Here is a 21,308-nt window from a genome sequence, read left to right as displayed (position 1 = left end):
GGTCCGTCCTGGTGAGAGGACACGCCGACCGATGTGCCCACAATGGGAATTGCCGCAGGTCACACACCGTCAGAATTTTCCGGTCGGCGGCAACTCGGATGGCGCACCCCGATTGTCCGGGCCACCCGTTCGCATCCGCCCCGTCGCAGGTCGGGCGCACCGGACTTAGCGTCTTCGTATGCGCGAATGGCGTGGCGACGGCCTCGTCGAGAGGGGAAGTCGTATGCACGGGTCCGAGCTGGCCGAAGAGCAGGAGCGGCGGAAGCAGCGCGCTCCTTGGGGCGTGATAGCGCTTGTTCTGCTGACCGGTCTCGCGCTCGTCCGCAATGGCTCCGGCGAGTTCGACGAGGGGCCGCCGCAGCCCGCGTCGGCGGCCGCCCCGGACCGCCGGGTGTCCGGCGGGATCCTGGCGGACACCGTACGGCCGCTGCCGTACGCCATGCCGGACCGGGTCAGCATCCCCTCGATCCAGGTCGACGCGCCGATGATTCCGGTGGGTCTGGACGGGGACGGCTGGGTCGGTGCGCCGCCGCCGGAGGACCCGAATCTGGCGGGCTGGTTCACCGGGTCGGTGTCTCCCGGCCAGAAGGGCACGGCGGTGGTCGTCGGCCATGTCGACAACACTCAGGGCCCTGCCGTGTTCTACGGTCTCGGCGCCCTCAAGCAGGGAAGCCGGGTCGAGATCGCCCGGCAGGACGGAAAGACGGCCGTTTTCCAGGTGTACGGCGTCGAGGTGTTCGAGAAGAACAACTTCCCCGGCGACCGGGTGTACGCGTCGAAGGGGGGCGCCGAATTGCGGGTCATCACCTGTGGCGGCGGTTTCTCCAAGCAGAACGGCTACGACGGGAATGTCGTCGCTTTCGCCAGCCTGGTCGAGGTGCGCTGAACGTCCTCGCCGGGCCGGCGAAAGCCGGTCAGGTGTATTTCGGTTCGGGGACGCTGACGAAATACCCGGCGTCCAGCAGCCGTGGCAGATAGGCGCGCAGGGCCCGGACGCTCTGGGAGCGGTCGCCACCGGCGTCGTGCGAGAGCAGTACGACCCCGGGGGCGGCGCCGTGCTGGACCCGGCGGATGATCGTGCGGGTCCCGGGGGCCATCCAGTCGAGGGTGTCGACGGTCCAGCCCAGCGGTTCCATGCCCAGCTCGGCGCCGAGTTGGAAGGTGGCGCGGTTCCAGGCGCCGTAGGGCGCGCGGAACCAGGCGGGGCGTTCGCCGTACGTCTCCTCGATCACGTCGCAGGTGCGTTCCATCTCGGCGTGGATCCGGGCCCGGCTCAGGCGGGTGAGCAGCGGGTGGGACCAGGTGTGGTTGCCGACGACATGACCCTCGTCGGCCATGCGTGCCACGAGGTCCTTGTTGTCGGCGACCATCTCGCCGCACACGAAGAACATGGCGCGGACGTCGTACTCGCGCAGGGTGTCCAGGATGTGCGGGGTGTACCGGGGGTCGGGTCCGTCGTCGAAGGTCAGCACCATGGTGCGGCCGCGCCCCGACATGCGCAGGAACGGCTCACGGCGGACGAGGGCGCGACGCGGCGCCGCGCGGGGCGGGCCGTAACCCGCGAGGGGCTGGAGCCGGTAGGCGGAGGGCTTGAGCGGGCGGTTCGCCTGCGGGCCCGGCGCGGCAGGGGCCTCGGGTGTGGCAGGGGTGGCAGGGACAGCGGGCCGGATCGGCATCTCGCCCGCGAGCGTCGCGTACAGTCCGGCGGTGCCGGCGGCTCCGCAGGCGACGGCTCCGGCGAGCAGCGCACGGCGCCGCGTGACCGACTGATCCTTCGTCATGAATGATCAGTCGCCCGGCGAAGGACCGGGGCACCACGACGACACCGGTACGGCCGCATGAGAACGCCCGACCGGCCCAGCCCCGGCGCCCGCACCTGCTGTGACGGTGTGTCAGCGGCGCCGCACCAGCGGGAAGGGCAGGGTCTCCCGGATCGTCAGGCCGGTGAGGAACATGACCAGCCGGTCGACGCCGATTCCGAGGCCTCCGGTGGGCGGCATGGCGTATTCGAGGGCGTCGAGGAACTCCTCGTCGAGTTCCATCGCCTCGGGGTCGCCGCCGGCCGCGAGCAGGGACTGGGCGGTGAGGCGGCGGCGCTGTTCGACGGGGTCGGTGAGTTCCGAGTAGGCGGTGCCCAGTTCGGTGCCGAAGGCGACGAGGTCCCAGCGCTCGGCGAGCCGGGGGTCCAGTCGGTGCTGGCGGGTGAGCGGGGAGACGTCGGTCGGGAAGTCCTTGTAGAAGGTGGGCAGCTCGGTCTTCTCCTCGACGAGCCGTTCGTACATCTCCAGCACGACGTCGCCATGGCCGTCGTCGGCGGTGTACGGCACGCCCACGCGGTCGCAGTGCCGGTGCAGCCGAAGCAGCTCGGTGTCGGGGTCGATCTCCTCCCCCAGCACCTCGGAGATCGCGCCGTACACCGTCTTGACCGGCCACTTCCCGGAGATGTCGTACTCCTTGCCGTCCTGGCGGGCGATCGGCGATCCGAAGGCGGCGGTCGCGGAGCCCTGAATGAGTTCGCGGACGAGGTCGAGCATCGCGTCGTAGTCGGCGTACGCCTGGTAGGCCTCCAGCATCGTGAACTCGGGGTTGTGCTTGTAGTCGACGCCCTCGTTGCGGAAGGTGCGGCCCAGCTCGAAGACCTTCTCCAGGCCGCCGACGCAGAGCCGTTTCAGATACAGCTCGGGGGCGATGCGCAGATAGAGGTCGAGGTCGTAGGCGTTGATGTGGGTGGTGAAGGGGCGGGCGTTGGCGCCGCCGTGGATCTGCTGGAGGACCGGCGTCTCGACCTCCAGGTAGCCGCGCTCCAGCAGGCCTTGCCGCAGGGCCTGGACGGCGGTGGAGCGGGCGCGGACCACGTCGCGGGCGGTGGGGCTGGAGACCAGGTCGAGGTAGCGCATCCGGACCTTGGTCTCGGGGTCGGCGAGGCCGCGGCGTTTGTCGGGCAGGGGGCGCAGGCACTTGCCGATGAGCTGCCAGGAGGTGACGAAGACGGTGGGCTCGCCCTTGTCGCTGACGCCGGCCAGGCCGGTGGCGCTGATGAGGTCGCCGATGTCGGTGTCGTGGGTGAAGCGGTCGAGGGCGGCGCCGGAGTCGCTCCGGGTGAGGGCGAGTTGGTGGTCGCCGGACCAGTCGCGCAGGACGGCGAAGACGATGCCGCCGAAGTCGCGCACAAGCATGATCCGGCCGGCCACGGTGACCTGATCGCCCTGGCGGACGTCCGCCAGGGCGTGGGTGCGGGGCGGGATGCCCACCGGGTAGGGATCGAGGCCGTCGGCGCGCAGCCGGTCGAGGGTGTGATGCCGGATGCGGACCTGCTCGGGCAGGCCCGCATCCGGCCCGACCGCCCCGGCCTCGTCCCCTCCTTCGAGGCCGAGCGCCGCCAGCGAGGGCAGTCCTTCGGTGGTCGCCGGACGCGGTCCGTTCCTCGGGTGCCCCTTTCTGCGGAGTTTGCGCAGCGACGGTACGGAGACGAATCCCTCGGCGATGCCGGAGGCCAGGCCGATACGGGCCAGGGAGGCGGCCTCGCCGTAGCAGATGAAGCGCGGGAACCACTGGGGCCGGTACTTGGCGTTGGAGCGGTAGAGGGCCTCCAGCTGCCACCACTTGGAGAAGAACAGCAGCAGGCGGCGCCACAGCCGCAGCACGGGTCCGGCGCCGATGCGGGCGCCCTCCTCGAAGACCGAGCGGAACACGGCGAAGTTCAGCGAGATCCTGCGGATGCCCATCTTCGGCGCCGCCGCGCACAGGTCGGCGACCATGAACTCCATGACGCCGTTGGGTGCGGCGCGGTCACGGCGCATCAGGTCCAGGGAGATGCCCTCCCTGCCCCACGGCACGAAGGAGAGCAGGGCCAGCAGTTCGCCGTCCTCGCCGAGGGCCTCCACCAGGAGACAGTCGCCGTCGTCCGAGTCGCCGAGGCGGTCCAGGGCCATGGAGAAGCCGCGTTCGGTCTCGGTGTCGCGCCAGGCGTCGGCCTTGCCGAGCACCTCCTCCATCTCCGGCTCGCTGAGGGCCGAGTGGCGGCGGATACGGCAGTGGGCGCCGGTGCGGCGGACGCGGTGCACGGCCTGCCGGGTCACCCGCATGTCGCGGCCGTCGAGGTCGAAGTCCGGCACGTGCAGGATCGCCTCGTCGCCGAGTTGGAGGGCGCCCAGTCCGGCGCGTGCGTAGGCCCGGGCACCGTCCTCGGAGGCGCCCATCGCGGCGGGCACCCAGGCGTAGCGGCGGGCCAGATCCAGCCAGCCGGCGATGGCGTGCGGCCAGGCCTCCCGGTCGCCGACCGGGTCCCCGCTGGCGAGGCACACGCCGGCCTCGACGCGGTAGGTGACGGCGGCCTTGCCGCTGGGTGAGAAGACGACGGCCTTGTCGCGCCGGGTGGCGAAGTAGCCGAGGGAGTCCTGGTCGCCGTAGACCTTGAGGAGGGCGCGGATGCGGGCCTCCTCGTCGTCGTGCAGGGCGGCCTCCATACGCTGCGAACGGAACAGTGTCGCCGCGGCGTTCAGGAGGGCGAGCGCGCCGAACAGGCCGAGCAGGAAGTACAGGGGGCGGGGTGGCCGTCCGTCGTAGGAGGCGCCGGAGACCAGACCGCCGCAGACCCGGTCGGCGGCCCAGGCCAGCCGTTGGCCGGGCGGCAGTGTGCCGGGGAACAGCTCGACCAGCCCCCAGCCGACGAGGATGCCCACGGCGAGCCCGACGGCCAGGACGCCGAGGGCTCTTCGTACGGCGGCACGGCGGGACGCCGCGTAGAACTCCTTGCGGGCGATGATCAGCAGGGCGAGCGCGAGGCCGCACACGATGAGGGACGGTACGGAGTCCGAGTAGTCGCCGACGATCGTGCCGAGGATGTCGGTCAGGACGAGCAGGCCCAGATAGACGACGACCAGCCACCAGGCGATCTTCTTGCGGGCGGCCGTCGCGGCGGCGAGCAGGAAGAGGAAGACGGCGTAGGCCAGGTTGGCGCTGACCGGGACGATGATCTGGTCCAGGACGCGCACGACGGGGCGGAGCGCGACGCGCAGTGGGGGGATGACGGCCAGCAGGGCGCAGAGCAGTCCGAGGGCGCCGAGGAAGGTCGCGAAACCCTCCGGCACCCTGCTGAGAAAGCCGTTCCCGGGCGGCCGTGTCCGGCCCGTGCTGTCCTTCGCCGGGGCCGCCTGCACGGTGGCAGTCATGTTCCGACTGTAGGAAGCCCGCGGCCTCCTCGCCCGTCGAGCGCCCTGCCCGACGGTGGGACCTGCGGGTTCCGATAGCCTCCCTGCCGTGACGGAACAGCACTCGCACCAGTTCGAGCGGGGCACGGACGGGCCCAAGGTCATCGTGGTCGGGGTGGACGGCTCCGACTCCTCGCTCCGCGCGGCGGCCTACGCCGGTGGCCTCGCCCGACGGCAGAACGCCCTGCTCGCCGTCGTGTACGTGCAGCCGGTGATGGCGGCGGGCGCGGCCCTCGGTGCGCCGGTCGCGGAGACGACCGACGAGATCGCGGAGGATCTGATCGCCCAGATCCGGGACGCCACCGAGCGGGTCAAGGGGATATTCGACGTCCGCTGGGAGTTCCACACCTTCCGCGGTGACCCGTACAACGGCCTGGTGAAGGCGGCGGACGACCTGAAGGCGGACGCCGTGGTGGTGGGCGCCTCGGAGCAGGCCGGTCACCGGATCGTGGGGTCCGTCGCGGTGCGGCTGGTGAAGGCCGGGCGTTGGCCGGTGACGGTGGTGCCGTAGGGGCGCGGATCGGCTGGGGCCGGGTCGCTCGGCGTGCGGGACCTGAGTTACGTGGTCCCGCACGCCGAGGCGACACGGGTCAGAGGGTCCGGAGGAAGTCGAGCAGAATGCGGTTGAATTCCTCGGGCTTCTCCAGGCTCGGGAAGTGCCCGGTGTCGTCGATGGTCACCGAGCGGCCGTTGCGCACGCCGCCGACGAGCCGTTCGGCCATGTCGATGCCGTCGGCCGCGTCGAGCTCGCCGTGGACGGCGAGGACGGGCACCTCGATCTGCGGGACGCGGCTCCACGGGTCGTCGAGGGGGACGAGCCAGTTCGTCTCGCCGAGGGTGTGCTTGGAGACGGTGTGCAGCGCCATCTCCCGCATCCTGCGCACGGCGTCGGGGTCCACGTCGTCCAAGGTGCGGTGCGGCCCGACCACGTTCTTGGCGAAGGCCTCGCCCCAGCCGGCGACGTCTCCCTCCCCCAGCATGCGCGCCGACTCGGCGGCCCGCTCCACGGTCCACGGGTCGGAGTACTCGAACGCGCTGGTCCCAGCACCGCTGACGACCACCGCGCGGACCAGCTCGGGGTATTCCAGCACGGTGTCGGTGACGACCGCCGCGCCCATGCACGAACCGACCAGGACCGCGGGCCCGGCGTCCAGGTGGCGCAGCAGGTCGCCGAGGTCGTCGGCCCAGCGGAACGGCTTGCTCGGGTTGGCGGAGAAGCCGAAGCCGCGCACGTCGGCCGCGACGACGCGGTGACCGGCGGAGACCAGGGCCGGTATCTGGTCGTCGAAGAAGCGGTGGTCGACCCACCCGGGGTGCACCAGGACCACGAGGTCACCGGCCCCGGCGTCGCGGTAGGCGAGCTCGCCGTCGGAGGAGGCGAAGAAGGACAGATCCGAAGCTGTTGTCGCTGTCGTCATGACAACTAAGGTGTCATCTTCGGGGAGGTTTGGCAACCCAGGTGTCATGATGGCCCGGTGAACGACGACCACACGCCCCTCTCCCCCGACGAACTCGGCCACCGCGTCAGCGAGGTGTTCGACCTGATCGGCGCGCTCTACCGACGCGGCCTGCGCAAGCTGGAGCAGGGCGAGGAGGTCGAGGGGGCCTCCGTCGGCGTGCGCTCCGTCCTGGTACTGCTGCACAGGTACGGGCCCATGACGGTGCCTCAGATGGCCCGGGTCATGTCACTGACCCGGCAGTTCGTGCAGCGCATGACCAACGACGCGATGGCCAGGGACTGGGTCGAGGCCACGCCCAATCCCGCGCACCAGCGGTCCTCGCTGATCCGGCTCACGGATGCGGGCGAGGCCGTCATCACCGCGATCCTCGCGCGCGAGCACGCCCTGAACCGGCAGGTCGGCGGGGGCGAGCTGACCGAGGCCGAGCTCCGGGCGTGCGTGCGCGTGCTGAAGGAGATGATGAAGACCTTCGACCACGCAGACATGGACGCGGACTGACCGTCGACACGGACCGGCCTACTCCCCCATACTGAGCCCGTCGTCGCCCGCGCCCCGGCTCAGCACGACGTCCCGGATCCGGTCGCGCACACCGCGCAGTTCAGCGCCCCGGGCGATGGCCCGGTTGAGGTTGATCACGCGCCCCGCGTCGATGTCGAACAGCTGGGGAATGAACTCGGCCTTCTTGACCTCCCAGCGATCGCCGTTCTCCTTCGGCGGGTCGAAGGTGAAGCGGCCGAGGGTGGACTGGTTGCCACGCGGGTCCTGCACGCCCTGCTCGTTGTACATCGCGCCTGCGACCTGGTCGCCCATGCCGTAGACCACCCAGGTGCCGTTGACCTTCTCGTACGCCTGGGGGACATGCGCGTGGGTGCCGAGGATCAGGTCGATGTCGGGGCGGCCGCCGGTCTTCGAGGCGGTGAGTTCGCGCGCGAGGGTGACCTGCGTGTCGTCGGGGGCGTCCTGCCATTCGGTGCCCCAGTGCATCGACACGACGATGACGTCGGCGCCCCCTTTCCGGGCGGCACGGGCGTCCGCCACGATCTTGGCCTGGTCGATGAGGTTGACCGCCCAGGGCTGTCCCGGCGGCAGCGGAAAGCCGTTCACGCCGTATGTGTACGCGAGGTGCGCGACCTTGGCGGCACCCGCGCGCAGCACCGTCACGGACCGCGCCTCCCCCTCGGTGCGCGCCGTCCCCGCGTGCCGTACGCGCGCCTCGTCCAGGGCGTTCAAGGTGCGCAGGATGCCGGCGGCACCGTCGTCGAGGCTGTGGTTGGAGGCGGTGGAGCAACTGTCGTATCCGGTGTCGGCGGCACCGCGGGCCACCTCCGGCGGGGACTTGAAGGTCGGGTATCCGGTGTACTGGCCGTCGGCGCCGTAGACGGTCTCCATGTGACACAGCGCCAGGTCGGCGCGGGAGACGACGGGTTTGACGCCGGCGAGCATCGGGCGGAAGTCGTAGCCGGAGCCACCGGCGTCGAAGCGGGCACGGTCGATGATGGAGGTGTGCGGGAGGATGTCGCCGGAGGCGACGAGCGTGAAGCCGCGGGGGTTGGCGGAGGGGCCTGACTGCCCCGAAATCTTGCGGTTGTTGGCCTGGCAGGCGGCGCCTGCAGCGAGGGCGGCCGTCAGAGCGAGGGCCACAAGTCGACTGCGTGCAATCATCAGCTCACCCCGTATGGTCGTATTACCCACCAATACGTATGAAAGCCGGGCGATCCGTAAACAATTCGGCCGCTGCTGTTAGCCCGTCCGGCCCGTCCCGAATAGGCGGAAGGAACCGTTCGTCGTACCGTTCGCCGACGCGATCGACCGTCCGTCGCAGACCCGTGCGTGCGCCCTGTCACAAAACAGCCGCCTGCGATGGCATACGGCCATGACGGCCGGAACCACCCTCACCAACGGGACGACGACCGCCGAGCACGAGCTCGCCGCGCTGCAGCGCGAGCACGGCCGGCCCCTCTTCGCACTGCTGCTCCGACTCTGCGACGGCGACCGGCAGCGCGCCGAGGATCTCGTGCAGGAGACGCTGGTGCGCGCCTGGCAGCATCCCGAGGCGCTGCGCGCGGACGACTTCGACTCCGTACGGCCGTGGCTGATGACCGTCGGACGGCGGCTCGCCATCGACGCACGGCGGGCCCGGCAGGCGCGGCCGCCTGAGGTGGGGGATGCGATCCTGGAGAACGCCCGGGTGATGTCCGATCACGCCGAACGGGCCGCGGAAGTGCTCGATGTGCGCGAGGCTGTGAAGACACTCACTCCGGAGCACCGTGAAGTCCTGGTGCTCGTGTACTTCCAAGGGGCGAGTGTTGCAGAGGCCGCGGAAACCCTGGGTATTCCGCCCGGTACCGTGAAGTCCCGCGCTTACTATGCGCTGCGCGCCCTGCGCAGGGTGCTTCCGGGATACGCGGCCGACCTGCGGTGAAACCAACGGCTGAGTCAAACCTCCGTAAAGCGCCTTGCTGAGGACCCCGGTTGAGTAATCGGCTGTCCTCATCCGTGTTCCGGATTGGGCCGGGACCCACGGGTCCCGCGGGTCGGGCGACGCACTCACCGGAGGAAGGCAGGAAGGGATGCTGCACAGAGGTCAAGAGAGCACGGACGGCACCGGCGGCGGTGAACTGACCGTCCCCATGGCTTGGTTGTACGCCGAGTACATCGCCGACGAGCTGCTGCGGACCGGCGATCTCATGCCGCCGACGTCCTTCGAGTTCCGCGCCGGGCGCGACGCCCTGGCGCTGACCATCTTCCTCTCCGACACCGACGGCGAACTCTCCGGCATCCGGGTGGTCTCCCAGCTGGAGACCTGGCTGTCGCTGACCGCGTACGACCAGCCGTGGCAGCACTGGGTACGCGAACGCATGGCGGGCCTCGCGGCCGAGGCCGCCGAGTCCGGCGGGCCCGCACCCGACCTTGAGCTCGCCGAGGCGGCCTGGCGCTGGCTGCAGGAGACCGAGCTGCTCGCGCCCGATCTGAACGCGGTGCCGGGCGGCGGTGCGCTGGTCGGCGAGGACGAGGGGCCGAAGGTGTGGACTCCGGCGTGGCAGCTGGGGCTGCCGCTCGGGCATCTCGCCATCCACCTTTTTTAAGTTCTTTCCTCCCCGGACCAATCCTCGACGCCGACCGCTCCGAATCCCTTGGTTGCGATTCTGTGTAGGCCTTGAGTGATTCGACTGCCTGGTGCGTACCAGTGGGCGCAAGGAGTAACACACCCCACACCCAACGGCACGAGGATTCGGCATGAGGTCCCTGGAGAGGCATCGCGACGTCGCCGCGTACGCGCTCGGCGTGCTGAACGAGGCGGAGGCATTCCGCTTCGAGGACCACCTCATGGAGTGCGCGCGCTGCGCCGCACACGTGACCGAGTTCGGGCCGGTCACCCGCCAGTTGATGTTGTACCGGCGGTCCACGCCCCAGTTCGTGCACCCGATGACCAAGCCCGGCCCGCAGCTGCTGAACCGGCTGCTCGAAGCGGTGGCGAACCGCCATCGCGCGCTGCGCCGCCGCACCCTGTACGCCGTGGCCGCCTCGGTCGTGATCGCCCTCGCCGGGCCCGCCGTCGCGATCATGGCGGGCGGCGAGGACAAGACCGTACAGATCGTCGAGGCGACCGACGCGCGGTCGGGTGTGTGGGCGCAGGTGACGAGCGAGAACGAGGCCTACGGCAGCCAGGTGGAGCTGAAGGTGAAGGACGGCGCCGGTCCGCGCGCCTGTCATCTCATCGCCATCGGCCGGGACGGCTCGGAGGAGACGGTGACCAGTTGGTCGGCCGCCCACCACGACGCCCGGGAGAACACCATGATGGGGGCCTCGGCGATGCACAGCGACGAGATCCTGCGGTACGAGGTGCGGACGGCGGACGGCGACCACCTGGTGACGCTTCCGTCCCGGTGAGACCTCCGTCCCGGTGAAACCTACTTCAGCAGCCGCGACATTCTGCGGTCCGCCAGCGGCTTCCCGCCCGTCTGGCAGGTGGGGCAGTACTGGAGCGAGGAGTCGCTGAAGGAGACCTCGCGGACGGTGTCGCCGCACACCGGGCACGGCTCTCCGGCGCGGCCGTGGACGCGCAGGCCGCTCTTCTTCGCCGCCTTGAGACGTCCGGCGGCAAGCCCCCGGGAGCGGTCGACGGCCTCGGTGAGGGTGGTACGCAGCGCCGCGTAGAGCCTGGCCGTCTCCTCCGCGGTCAGCGAGGAGGCCAGCTTGAAGGGGGACATCTTCGCCGCGTGCAGGATCTCGTCGCTGTAGGCGTTGCCGACCCCGGCGATCAGGCTCTGGTCGCGCAGGGCGCCCTTGAGTTGACGCCGCTCGTCCTTCAGCAGGGCCGCGAAGCGCGTCTCGTCGAAGTCCTCGGCGAGCGGGTCCGGGCCCAGCCGGGCCACGCCCGGGACCTGCTGTGGGTCCTGGACGACGTAGACCGCGAGGCGCTTTTGTGTGCCGGCCTCGGTGAGGTCGAAGCCCGCGCCGGTCTCCAGGGCCACGCGCAGCGCGAGCGGGCCCTTTCCGGGACGGGGCATGCCGCTCGGCAGCCGGTCCTTCCAGTGCAGCCAGCCCGCACGGGCCAGGTGGGTCACCAGATGCGGGCCGTCCGCCGTGGCGAGGTCGAGGAACTTGCCGTACCGGTGCACGGCGACGACCTGATGGCCCTCGACGGCGGTGACCGGCGGGTCGTACGTCTTGAGGACGCTGATCGCGACGGGCAGCACACGGACGATCTCGTGGCCGACCAGGTGCTCGGTCAGGAAGTCCTTGAGCGCTTCGACCTCGGGGAGTTCCGGCATACGTCCAGAGTGCCATCCGGCACCGACAGTGCCAGGCGGGTCCGCACGGGCCCCTCCGCCCGGACGCCGCCGCTGGGGGGCTTCTGATGGATCGCCGTGGGAGAAGGAGCGGCGTTCGGTGCGTGCTCTCGGCGTGCCGGGCGGAAGTCCTCGTAGCGGAGCTACTAGGCCTTTCGTCCGGTGCGGCGAGAGGGCGTGCCGGGCGTCGCGACGCCGCGGAGATCCATCAGAAGCCCCCTAGCCCCGCTCCGGCACCACGAACTCGCACCACACGCACTTGCCGCCGCCCCGCGCCTCCACGCCCCACACGTCGGTGAGCAGGTCGACCAGGAGCAGCCCGCGGCCGGAGACACCGGACTCGCCCGCCTCACGGCGGCGTGGCAGGGCACTGGAGGAGTCCTCGACCTCGACACGCAGACGGCGTTCGGAGCCGGTCAGGACGCGCAGGGTCACTATCGCGGATCCCTCGGTGTGCATCAGGGCGTTGGTGATCAGTTCGTCGGCGACCAACTCGATCTCGTCAGCCCGGTCCCCGGCGTTCCAGGCGCGCACGGCGGCGCGGATCATGTGCCGGGCGCCGGTGAGGGCCTCGGGGTCTCCGGGCGCGACGTGCTGCTGGAGACGGCCGCCGGGCTGAGGGGCGTCCAGGACGCGGCGGCGCAGCAGGAGCAGGGCCACGTCGTCGTCGCCGCCGCGTTCCTCGGCCACGTCGATGAGGCGGTCGGCGAGGTCCCGTACGTCGTCCGGGCCGGTGGCGATGAGTGCGGTGAGGGTCTGCATGCCGTCGTCCAGGTCGGCGCCGGGCTGTTCGACCAGACCGTCGGTGCACAGCAGCAGAGTGCGGTCGGAGTCCAGCTCGATGGTGCCGACCGGGTATTCGAGCCGCCCGAACTCCGCGGACAGGCCCAGCGGCAGCCCGCCCTCGATGGGGACCCGGCGGCAGCTCCCGCCGGGCTCCCGGATCAGCGGGTCGATATGGCCGGCCCGGACCACCTGCACGACTCCGGTGGCCAGGTCGGCCTCCGCGTACAGGCAGGTCGCGAAGCGGTCGGTGTCCAGCTCGTGCAGGAACACCGAGGCGCGGGCCATCACGGTGGCCGGGGTGTGCCCCTCGGCGGCGTAGGCACGCAGCACGATGCGCAGTTGCCCCATGACGGCGGCGGCGTGCGTGTCGTGGCCCTGGACGTCGCCGATGACGGCGCCGACCCGTCCGCCCGGCAGCGGGATCAGGTCGTACCAGTCGCCGCCGATGTCCCGGCCGAGGGAGCCTGCGGCACCGGCGGCGCGGTAGCGGACGGCGATGTCGGCGCCGGGGACGCTGGGGATGGTGCGCGGCAGCATGGCCTGCTGGAGGTCGGTGGCGAGGTCCTTCTCCTGCTCGTAGAACATGGCCCGCTGCAGGCTCTGCGCGATGCTGCTGCCGAGGGCGACGAGCACGTTGCGGTCCTCGGTGGAGAAGCCGTCGCGGTCGCTGTAGAGCAGTCCGATGGCGCCGATCGGCCGGGCCTGGGCGATCAGCGGGAGATAGGCGGCGGCCGTGATGTTCAGGTCGGTGATGTGCGGCCAGAGGATGGGGTAGCTCTCCGCGAACTCCTCCGGCGACTCGATGAACCGCGGGGTGAGGGTCCTGACCACCTCGCTCATCGGGTACTGCTCGTCTATTCGGGTGACCAGCGTCCCCGGCACGAAGCTGCCCGCGGGCCCCTCGGCGACCAGCCGGATACGTCCGGCCTCGACCAGGCCCATCACCAGGCTGGTGGCACCGAGGTGGGTCAGACCGTGGGTGTCCTTGAGGACGTCGATCACGTCCTGCACGGTGCGGGCGTGCGCGAGGGCGGCCGTGGTGAGCTGGACGACGTTGGTCTGCCGACGCCGGGCCTCGTCCTCGGCGGCCTGCTCGCGCCGCTCCTCGCTCTCGGCGAGTTCGTCGGTGGCGTCACGGACGATGCCGACGATGCGGCGCGGGCGGCCCGTCTCGTCGCGCCGGATGTAGCCCTGGGTGTGGGTCCAGCGCAGGCTGCCGTCGCGGCAGCGGATACGGAAGTAGGCGCCGTAGTTCTCGCTGCCGTCCTTCAGGGCCTTGGAGACCATGCCGTCCAGCCGGTAGGCCTCCGGCGGCGGCACCCGGATCGCCAGGGTCGCGGGGTTCCCGTCGTATTCGTCCGGGCGCAGATCGAAGACCTCGTGGGCCTGGGCGTCCATGTGGAACACACCGGTGTCCAGGTCCCAGTCGAAGGTGCCCATGTGGTTGAGCGCCAGGATCGGGTCCGGGTGGGCGGGCCAGTCCTCCGGGAGTGACGGGGCGCTCGCTCCCCGATCAACCATGGGCCCACCTTGCCAGGGTTTGCCGGATTCTTCGACTGGGGCGACGGAACCGGTCAGCTGCCGAAGACGTCGGTGGGGCTGCCGAAGACGCTGTCGACGGTGCGCGGCGCGTCGGGGACCAGCCCGGGTGAGGCGGGCGCGCTGGGCGTACCGGGCGTGCTGGGCTCGGTCCCGGGTTCGGACACCCCGGGCGACGCCGTGACGGTGGCCGTCGGACAGTCGGTGGCACGGCGGGCCGACGAGGTCTTGGCGTCGTCCGCGGCACCGGAGGCCGCACCGGAAGCAGCGCCGGAGGTGGCACTGGGAGTGACGGTGACCGTGGGGGGCACGCACCCGCTCGGCGACTGCTCCGGCGAGGCGGACTCGCCGGACGGGGACGCGCTCTCGTGCGTGCCGTCCTCGCCGGGCCAGGTGCCGGAGGCGCTGTCATGCGGGTGCGGGACACGGGTCGGGGGCACGGGCCGCGGCGTCGGGGGCAGGGGGCTCGACGGCGGTACGACATGGTCGTGGTCGTGGCCCCGGTGGCCGATCGGCCGCTCGATCCAGGTGTTGACGTCGACGTCGATGATCGTGATGTCGTTGATCACCCGGGTCGCCGGGGTCACCACGATCACCTGGCTCGGCCGGTACCCGGACCAGGCCCGCCCGCTGGTGCCGGACTCACCGCGCGTCCCGACGGGCGGGGCGAGCGGATTGCCGCAGGCGCAGCGCACCCGGGGCACACCGTGGTCGTCGACCAGGACGGCGGTGCCCGCCTGGAGGACCGACTGGTAGCCGGTCGTACGGCCGTCGCGGTAACCGTGGTTGGTGACCCGGGTGTCGGCGCGCAGCACGACCGAGGTCAGCCCGCGCAGATAGCCGGGGATCGACGCCTGGGAGACGCCCGCGGCCTGGGCGAAGCCGCGGGCCCTGTCCCGGTCGGCGGTGAGCCGCTCGATCTGCCGCCGCACATCGCAGCTCCCGGTCCCTCGGGTGCCGCCGTACAGACCGGGCGTCTCACCGGACAGGGACTGCGGTTCCGCCCGCCCCGAGTGGGCCGGCCGCGGCGTTCGGGTGACCGGCGACGGGGTGGCCGTGGAGGTCGCCGTGGAGTCCGTGAAGGGGTCCGGGCCCCGGGCCGCCGCGGGCTGGAGGAAGATCTCCCCGCCCGTTGTCGCGCTCTCGCCGCTGTCGACGGCGCACCCGCCGGCGAAAAGGGCCGCCGAAAGTGTGCAGGCCGTGACGATGGATCGGGTAGGTGTCCGCACCACGACCTCCCACCGACTGTCGACTGACGGGCATTTCGCCCCTCATTGTCTGCTTCACTCACTTGGGTTACGCAAGCGGAGAGGTGATATACGGAGAGTCACCTGGGTCGGTTGGCGCGACAATGACAGAAGGAGGGGTAGGGCCGTGGACTGGTTCGTCGCACCGGACTACTGGACGAGTCGGCTGGTCTTCCAGCGGGCTCTGGCCGGCGTGTACCTCGTCGCGTTCCTGACGGCGGCCCTGCAGTTCCGGGCGCTCATGGGCGAGCGCGGCATGCTGCCCGTGCCGCGCTTCGTCGCCCGGGTGCCCTTCAAGGCCGCCCCGAGCGTGTTCCACCTCCACTACTCGGACCGGTTCTTCGCGGCCTGCGCCTGGGCCGGCTGCGCGGTGTCGGCGGCGTTGCTGGCCGGGCTGGACTCCCTGGTGCCCCTGTGGGCCGCGATGCTGCTGTGGCTGATCCCCTGGGCGCTGTACCTCTCCATCGTCAACGTCGGCCAGACCTGGTATTCGTTCGGCTGGGAGTCCCTGTTGCTGGAGGTCGGCTTCCTCGCCGTCCTCCTCGGCAACGACGAGGTGGCGCCGCCGATCGTGGTGCTGTTCCTGCTGCGCTGGATCCTGTTCCGGGTCGAGTTCGGTGCGGGCCTGATCAAGATGCGCGGCGACGCCTGCTGGCGGAAGCTGACCTGCCTCGACCACCATCACGAGACCCAGCCGATGCCGGGCCCGCTGAGCTGGTTCTTCCACCATCTGCCGAAGCCGCTGCACCGCGTCGAGGTGGCCGCCAACCACTTCACCCAACTCGTCGTGCCCGTCCTCCTCTTCACTCCGCAGCCGATCGCGACGGCAGCCGCCTCGCTGATGATCCTCACCCAGCTGTGGCTGGTCCTGTCCGGCAACTTCTCCTGGCTGAACTGGATCACCATCGTGCTGGCCCTGTCGGCGCTGCGGTTCCCGAGTGGTGCGCCCTCCGTGCCGGGCGCGCCGCTGTGGTACGAGGTCGTGGTGCTCGCGGTCGCGGCGCTCCTCGTCCTCCTGAGCTATCACCCGGTCGCCAACATGATCTCCCGCCGCCAGGTCATGAACCGCTCCTTCGACCCGCTCCATCTGGTCAACACCTACGGCGCCTTCGGCAGCGTCAGCAGGATCCGGTACGAGGTGGTGATCGAGGGCACCGCCGACGACGTGCCGCGTGAGGACTCGGACTGGCGGGAGTACGAGTTCAAGGGCAAGCCCGGCGATCCCCGGCGCTGGCCGCGCCAGTTCGCGCCGTACCACCTCCGGCTGGACTGGCTGATGTGGTTCGCCGCCCTGTCGCCCGCGTACGCCGGGGCGTGGTTCGGTGCCCTGGTGGAGCGGCTCCTGGAGAACGACCGCGACACCCTGAAGCTGCTGCGCCGCTCGCCGTTCCCGCCCGACGAGCCGCCCCGTCACATCCGCGCCCGTCTCTTCCGCTACCGCTACACGACCTGGCGTGAGCTGCGGGAGACGGGGGCGTGCTGGGAACGGGTGTATGTGCGGGAGTATCTGCCGCCCACGCGGCTGGCGGGGGTGGCTCAAAGATCGTGAGGAGTTGTCATGGACGGTCAGCAGGATCAGGTAAGGGTCGTCACGCCCCGCGACCGTAGGCCGGGGCCCCCGACTCCGGGGATGGACCGGCAGGAGGCGTTCGCCACCGAGGCGACATGGTCGGGTTACGTCCGCACCGAGGCCGGCATGGTCTCCGGCTGGCACCACCACGGCGACTGGGAATCAGTGATCTACGTCCTCACCGGCGCGCTGCGCATGGAGTTCGGCCCGGACGGCGCGAACACGGTGGAGGCGGGCCCCGGCGACTTCATCCATGTCCCCAAGGGCGCCGTTCACCGAGAGAGCAACCCTTCGGCCGAGGCCGCCGACATCATCGTCGTCCGAGCCGGCGCCGGAGGAGAGTCGACCTTCAACGTCGACGGGCCGGAACGGAGCTGAGACGGGCAGGCGCTGCCGAGCGGGCCGCCGTCAAAGACCGTAGACCTGGGCGGCGGTGCCCGCGAAAAGCCGTGTGCGTTCGGCGTCGGAGAGCGCACCGGTCAACTCCCCTGCGGCATCCAGCACTTGACCGTACGTCGCCGCGAGCGTGCACACCGGCCAGTCCGATCCGAACATCAACCGGCCCGGGCCGAACGCGTCCAGGACCACATCGGCGTACGGGCGCAGGTCGTCGACCGTCCAGGAGGCGAGGTCGGCCTCGGTGACCATGCCGGAGAGCTTGCAGACGGTGTTGGAGAGGGCGGCGAATGAGCGTACGGCGGTTTCCCAGGGCTCCCGCTCGCCGGAGGCGATGGGCGGTTTGCCGAGGTGGTCCAGGACGAAGGTGAGGTCCGGGTGGTCCGCGGCGGCCTTGACGCAGGCCGGCAGCTGGTGCGGCAGCACGACCAGGTCGTGGACCAGCCCCGCGTCCGCCACGGCCGTCAGCCCGCGCCGTACGTCCGCACGCAGCAGCCACTCCGGGTCGGGCTCGCCCTGCACCTGGTGGCGGATCCCCTTGAGGTACGGCCCGCCGGGCAGTTCCCGCAGCCGGGCGAGTTCGTCGGCGACGTCCGGGCGGGTGAGGTCGGTCCAGCCGACGACTCCGGCGATCAGTTCATGTGCGGAGGCGAGGGCGAGGAACTCCGGGGTCTCCTCGGCGACCGTGACCGTCTGGACGAGGACGGTGCGCTCGACGCCCGCTGCCCGGGCCTCGGGGGCCAGGTCGGCGACGGTGAAGTTCCGCCTCAGCGGCCGGAGTTCGGGGCCCGTGATCCAGTCCTGGTCCCGCACCGACAGGTCCCAGACGTGGTGGTGTGCGTCGACGACGGTCACGGCAGCTCCCCTACGACGGGGAGGCCGGCGTCCGCGCCCTCGTCGGAGTAGTCGTGCACCACGTCGAGCAGTTCGGCCATGCGGGCCGGCCAGGCCACGTTGACCGGGAGCTTCTCCAGCTCGGCGAGGAGGCGGCCGTAGTCCTCGCAGTCCAGGACATGGAAGAGGTCAGTGCCTCCACGCTCGAATGCGCTCGCGCGGGGGGACCCCCACCGCCCGATCGTCCAGGAGATCGCCCCGGCGGCGCGGATGGCATCGGTCAGCTCGACCGGCACCTCCTGGCGGGCGGCCTCGTACTCGGCGATCCGGTCCGCGCGGACCTTGGTGTGCAGGGCGATTCTCATGAAGCTTCCTTGTCGGACAGCAGGCCGGACTCCAGCAGTTCCTGCCAGAACGCCATCGGCACCTCCGTCGCGAACTGCTCGGCACAGTCCCGGACTTCGTCGGCCGACCTGACACCCACGAGGACGCTCGCGACGGCCGGGTGCGCGGCGCAGAAGGCGAGGGCGGCGGCCCGCAGGGTGATGCCGTGGCGGTCGGCGAGGGACTTCAGGCGCAGTGCGCGGTCCAGCAACTCCTGCTGGACTTGCGCGTAGTTGTACGTCGCGTCGGGCCTCGGATCGGCCAGGAGGCCGGAGTTGAAGGCACCGCCGACGACGACGGAGGTGTGGCACTCGACCGCCACGGGCAGCAGGTCGTCGAGCGCGCTCTGGTCCAGCAGCGTGTAGCGGCCGGCGCACAGCACCACGTCGACGTCGGTGTCGGTGACGAAGCGGGTGAGCATCTCGGCCTGGTTCATCCCGGCGCCGATCGCGCCCACCACGCCCTCGGAGCGCAACTGCTCCAGCGCCGGATAGCCCTCGCGGAAGGCCTGTTCGGCATGGTCGTCGGGGTCGTGGAGGTAGACGACGTCGACGCGGTCGAGGCCGAGCCGCTCCAGGCTCCCCTCCAGGCTGCGTCGTACGCCGTCCGCGCTGAAGTCCCAGACGCGGCGCTGGTCGGCGGGGACTGCGAAACCGTTGGCCAGGTCGTCGCCCGTCGGGTCGGGCACCGGTTCCAGGCGGCGGCCGACCTTGGTGGAGATCGTGTACGCGTCGCGCGGGTGCTCCCGCAGCGCCGCGCCGAGGCGCCGTTCGGACAGGCCGAGGCCGTAGTGCGGGGCCGTGTCGAAGTAGCGGATGCCGCGCTGCCATGCCGCGTCCACCGCCTCGTGCGCCTGCTGCTCGCCGACCTCGCTGTAGAGGTTGCCGATGGCGGCCCCGCCGAAGGCCAGCGGGCTGACCTCGACGTCGGTGCGGCCGAGGCGGTTCACCGGCCGACCGGCCTGAGGCGCAGGCCCTGCATGCCGCCGTCGACAGCGAGGGCGGTACCGGTGGTGGCGCCGGAGAGCGGGCTCGCGAGGTAGGCGACGGCGCCCGCGACCTCGGCGGCCGAGACGAGGCGGCCGGTGGGCTGGCGGGCCTCCAGGGCGGCGCGTTCGGCGGCCGGGTCGGGAGCTCGGGACAGCAGCCGTCCGACCCAGGGGGTGTCCACCGTGCCGGGGTTGACGCAGTTGACGCGGATGCCCTCGCGGACGTGGTCGGCGGCCATGGCGAGGGTGAGGGAGTACACGGCGCCCTTGGTCGCGCTGTACAGCGCCCGCTGCGGGAGCCCCGCCGTGGCCGCGATGGAGCAGGTGTTGACGATCGCCGCGTGCGTGGAGTCGCGCAGATGCGGGAGGGCGGCGCGTGCGACCCGCACCATGCCGATGACATTGACGTCCATGACCCGGTGCCACTCGGCGTCGTCATTGTCCTCGACGGTGCCCTGAGCGCCGATCCCGGCATTGTTCACCACCACGTCCAGCCCGCCGAGCTCGGCGACAGCGGCGGCCACGGCCTCGCGCACCGAGGCGTCGTCGGTCACGTCGGCGCGGAAGGCGAGCAACGGCTTGTCGACGGAGGACGGGTCCAGGTCGAGTACGGCGACCTGGGCGCCGCGTGCGGCGAGGAGTTCGGCGGTGGCCCGGCCGATGCCGGAGGCGCCTCCCGTCACCAGCGCCTTGAGACCCTCGAAGTCGCTCATGCCGCGTGCCCCTTCTCTTGGGCGGTCTTGAGGTCGGCGGCCCAGAAGGCGCCGTCCGGGAACGTGTACCGCGCGATCGACTCGGGCCGCATGGCCGCCGAGAAGCCGGGCGCGGTGGGTGCCGTGTAGTGACCTTCCCTGATCAGCACCGGGTCGAGGAAGTGGTCGTGCAGATGGTCGACGTACTCGATGACACGGTCCTCGGTGGTGCCGGTGACGGCCACGTAGTCGAACATCGACAGGTGCTGGACGAGTTCGCAGAGTCCGACGCCGCCCGCGTGCGGGCACACGGGCACGCCGAACTTGGCGGCGAGCAGCAGGATGGCGAGGTTCTCGTTGACGCCGCCGACGCGGGCCGCGTCGATCTGGAGGACGTCGAGGGCGCCGGCCTGGAGGAGTTGCTTGAAGACGACCCGGTTCTGCACGTGCTCGCCGGTGGCGACCTTGACCGGGGCGACGGCCTCACGGACGGCGGCGTGCCCGAGGACGTCGTCCGGGCTGGTGGGCTCCTCGATCCAGTACGGGTCGAACTGAGCGAGGGCCTTGGTCCAGCGGATCGCCTCGGCCACGTCCCAGCGCTGGTTGGCGTCGATCGCCATGCGGATGCCGGGCCCGACGACCTCGCGGGCGACACGGCAGCGCCGTACGTCGTCCTCCAGGTCGGCGCCGACCTTCAGCTTGATCTGGCGGAAGCCGTCGGCGACGGCCTCGGCGGCGAGGCGGGTGAGCTTCTCGTCGTCGTAGCCGAGCCACCCGGCGGAGGTGGTGTACGCGGGGTAGCCGTGCTCCATGAGCTGGGCCACGCGCTCCTGCGCGCCCTCGCGCCCCCGGCGCAGGATGGCCAGCGCCTCTTCGGGCGTGAGCGCGTCGGTGATGTACCGGAAGTCGATCTGCCGGACGATCCACTCCGGGTCGGCGTCGGCGAGGAGCCGCCACAGGGGCTTCTCGGCCCGCTTGGCGGCCAGGTCCCACACGGCGTTCATGACCGCGCCGATCGCCATGTGCATCACGCCCTTCTCGGGGCCGAGCCAGCGCAGCTGGCTGTCGCCGATCAGGTCGCGGTTGAGGGTCCCCGGGTCGGCGCACAGCTCATCGACGGACCGGCCCACGACATGGGCGCGCAGCGCCTCGATCGCGGCGACCTGGACCTCGTTGCCCCGCCCGATGGTGAAGCTGAACCCGTGCCCCTCGTGCCCGTCGGCCGCGTCGGTGCGCAGCACGACGTACGCCGCCGAGTAGTCGGGGTCGGGGTTCATCGCGTCGGAGCCGTCGAGCTCGCGCGAGGTGGGGAAGCGGATGTCATAGGTGTCGACCGCGGTGACGCGGGTGGAGGTGCCGGGGGCCTGGGACACTGAAGTCCTTTCCGTCAGGGGGCAGTGGGCAGCCGG

Annotated in this window: 20 protein-coding genes; 8 read left to right on the top strand and 12 right to left on the bottom strand. The window is 71.2% G+C overall.

Features of this window, described 5'->3' with window-relative positions:
• Window positions 1–223 precede the first annotated feature (223 nt).
• Window positions 224–886, top strand: a complete 663-nt coding sequence (locus tag POF73_RS06985) for a class F sortase (protein ID WP_272113767.1) — start codon at window positions 224–226, stop codon at window positions 884–886.
• 28 nt (window positions 887–914) lie between these two features.
• On the opposite strand, the gene POF73_RS06980 is transcribed toward POF73_RS06985, so the two are convergent.
• Entirely contained in the window at window positions 915–1,781 is an 867-nt protein-coding gene (locus POF73_RS06980; protein WP_272113618.1) for a polysaccharide deacetylase family protein, read from the bottom strand.
• Window positions 1,782–1,892: 111 nt separating this feature from the next.
• Complete coding sequence (gene lysX, locus POF73_RS06975; RefSeq protein WP_272113617.1) at window positions 1,893–5,171, bottom strand: bifunctional lysylphosphatidylglycerol synthetase/lysine--tRNA ligase LysX; 3,279 nt, start codon at window positions 5,169–5,171, stop codon at window positions 1,893–1,895.
• Between the two features lie 88 nt (window positions 5,172–5,259).
• Here lysX and POF73_RS06970 point away from each other — a divergent pair, with 88 nt between their 5' ends.
• The gene (locus POF73_RS06970; RefSeq protein WP_272113616.1) at window positions 5,260–5,721 is read left to right on the top strand and encodes a universal stress protein; all 462 of its coding nucleotides are present in this window, start codon (window positions 5,260–5,262) and stop codon (window positions 5,719–5,721) included.
• Between the two features lie 79 nt (window positions 5,722–5,800).
• Here the strand turns inward: POF73_RS06970 and POF73_RS06965 are convergent, their stop codons facing one another.
• Complete coding sequence (locus tag POF73_RS06965) at window positions 5,801–6,628, bottom strand: alpha/beta fold hydrolase (protein ID WP_272113615.1); 828 nt, start codon at window positions 6,626–6,628, stop codon at window positions 5,801–5,803.
• 57 nt (window positions 6,629–6,685) lie between these two features.
• Here POF73_RS06965 and POF73_RS06960 point away from each other — a divergent pair, with 57 nt between their 5' ends.
• Window positions 6,686–7,168, top strand: a complete 483-nt coding sequence (locus POF73_RS06960; protein ID WP_272113614.1) for a MarR family winged helix-turn-helix transcriptional regulator — start codon at window positions 6,686–6,688, stop codon at window positions 7,166–7,168.
• A gap of 18 nt (window positions 7,169–7,186) precedes the next feature.
• On the opposite strand, the gene POF73_RS06955 is transcribed toward POF73_RS06960, so the two are convergent.
• Window positions 7,187–8,332, bottom strand: a complete 1,146-nt coding sequence (locus tag POF73_RS06955; protein ID WP_272113613.1) for a CapA family protein — start codon at window positions 8,330–8,332, stop codon at window positions 7,187–7,189.
• Between the two features lie 211 nt (window positions 8,333–8,543).
• Between POF73_RS06955 and POF73_RS06950 the strand changes: the two genes are divergently transcribed.
• The 3 genes from POF73_RS06950 (at window position 8,544) to POF73_RS06940 (ending at window position 10,561) form a co-directional block, all read left to right on the top strand.
• The gene (locus POF73_RS06950; RefSeq protein ID WP_272113612.1) at window positions 8,544–9,092 is read left to right on the top strand and encodes a sigma-70 family RNA polymerase sigma factor; all 549 of its coding nucleotides are present in this window, start codon (window positions 8,544–8,546) and stop codon (window positions 9,090–9,092) included.
• 148 nt (window positions 9,093–9,240) lie between these two features.
• Window positions 9,241–9,756 carry a hypothetical protein gene (locus tag POF73_RS06945; protein ID WP_272113611.1) on the top strand — a complete coding sequence of 172 codons (516 nt, stop codon included), beginning with the start codon at window positions 9,241–9,243 and terminating at the stop codon, window positions 9,754–9,756.
• A gap of 151 nt (window positions 9,757–9,907) precedes the next feature.
• Complete coding sequence (locus tag POF73_RS06940) at window positions 9,908–10,561, top strand: zf-HC2 domain-containing protein (RefSeq protein ID WP_272113610.1); 654 nt, start codon at window positions 9,908–9,910, stop codon at window positions 10,559–10,561.
• Window positions 10,562–10,581: 20 nt separating this feature from the next.
• Here POF73_RS06940 and POF73_RS06935 read toward each other — a convergent pair whose 3' ends face one another.
• From POF73_RS06935 to POF73_RS06925, 3 genes are all read right to left on the bottom strand, one after another.
• The gene (locus POF73_RS06935) at window positions 10,582–11,445 is read right to left on the bottom strand and encodes an Fpg/Nei family DNA glycosylase (RefSeq protein ID WP_272113609.1); all 864 of its coding nucleotides are present in this window, start codon (window positions 11,443–11,445) and stop codon (window positions 10,582–10,584) included.
• A gap of 237 nt (window positions 11,446–11,682) precedes the next feature.
• Window positions 11,683–13,770 (bottom strand): SpoIIE family protein phosphatase, encoded by a 2,088-nt coding sequence (locus tag POF73_RS06930; RefSeq protein ID WP_272113608.1) that lies wholly within the window; start codon window positions 13,768–13,770, stop codon window positions 11,683–11,685.
• A 53-nt stretch (window positions 13,771–13,823) separates the two neighbouring features.
• Window positions 13,824–15,020 carry a DUF6777 domain-containing protein gene (locus POF73_RS06925; RefSeq protein ID WP_272113607.1) on the bottom strand — a complete coding sequence of 399 codons (1,197 nt, stop codon included), beginning with the start codon at window positions 15,018–15,020 and terminating at the stop codon, window positions 13,824–13,826.
• A gap of 142 nt (window positions 15,021–15,162) precedes the next feature.
• Here POF73_RS06925 and POF73_RS06920 point away from each other — a divergent pair, with 142 nt between their 5' ends.
• Entirely contained in the window at window positions 15,163–16,584 is a 1,422-nt protein-coding gene (locus tag POF73_RS06920; protein ID WP_272113606.1) for a lipase maturation factor family protein, read from the top strand.
• A 9-nt stretch (window positions 16,585–16,593) separates the two neighbouring features.
• Entirely contained in the window at window positions 16,594–16,983 is a 390-nt protein-coding gene (locus POF73_RS06915) for a cupin domain-containing protein (RefSeq protein ID WP_272113605.1), read from the top strand.
• Between the two features lie 30 nt (window positions 16,984–17,013).
• On the opposite strand, the gene POF73_RS06910 is transcribed toward POF73_RS06915, so the two are convergent.
• From POF73_RS06910 to POF73_RS06890, 5 genes are read right to left on the bottom strand one after another with little or no spacing between them, the layout of a single operon-like run.
• Window positions 17,014–17,856: an amidohydrolase family protein gene (locus tag POF73_RS06910; protein WP_272113604.1), complete on the bottom strand. Its 843-nt coding sequence runs from the start codon at window positions 17,854–17,856 to the stop codon at window positions 17,014–17,016.
• Window positions 17,853–18,200, bottom strand: coding sequence for an L-rhamnose mutarotase (locus POF73_RS06905; protein ID WP_272113603.1), 348 nt, complete (start codon window positions 18,198–18,200; stop codon window positions 17,853–17,855). The genes POF73_RS06910 and POF73_RS06905 overlap by 4 nt, the downstream gene beginning before the upstream one ends.
• Window positions 18,197–19,168: an aldo/keto reductase gene (locus POF73_RS06900; protein WP_272113602.1), complete on the bottom strand. Its 972-nt coding sequence runs from the start codon at window positions 19,166–19,168 to the stop codon at window positions 18,197–18,199. Before POF73_RS06900 ends, POF73_RS06905 begins: the two co-directional genes overlap by 4 nt.
• Window positions 19,165–19,920: an SDR family NAD(P)-dependent oxidoreductase gene (locus POF73_RS06895; protein WP_272113601.1), complete on the bottom strand. Its 756-nt coding sequence runs from the start codon at window positions 19,918–19,920 to the stop codon at window positions 19,165–19,167. Before POF73_RS06895 ends, POF73_RS06900 begins: the two co-directional genes overlap by 4 nt.
• Window positions 19,917–21,272 carry an L-fuconate dehydratase gene (locus POF73_RS06890; protein WP_272113600.1) on the bottom strand — a complete coding sequence of 452 codons (1,356 nt, stop codon included), beginning with the start codon at window positions 21,270–21,272 and terminating at the stop codon, window positions 19,917–19,919. Before POF73_RS06890 ends, POF73_RS06895 begins: the two co-directional genes overlap by 4 nt.
• Between the last annotated feature and the right edge of the window lie 36 nt (window positions 21,273–21,308).

The organism is Streptomyces sp. HD, from assembly GCF_028369295.1.
In the GTDB taxonomy this organism is placed as follows: domain Bacteria; phylum Actinomycetota; class Actinomycetes; order Streptomycetales; family Streptomycetaceae; genus Streptomyces.
This window is presented reverse-complemented; position numbering and strand designations above follow the sequence as displayed.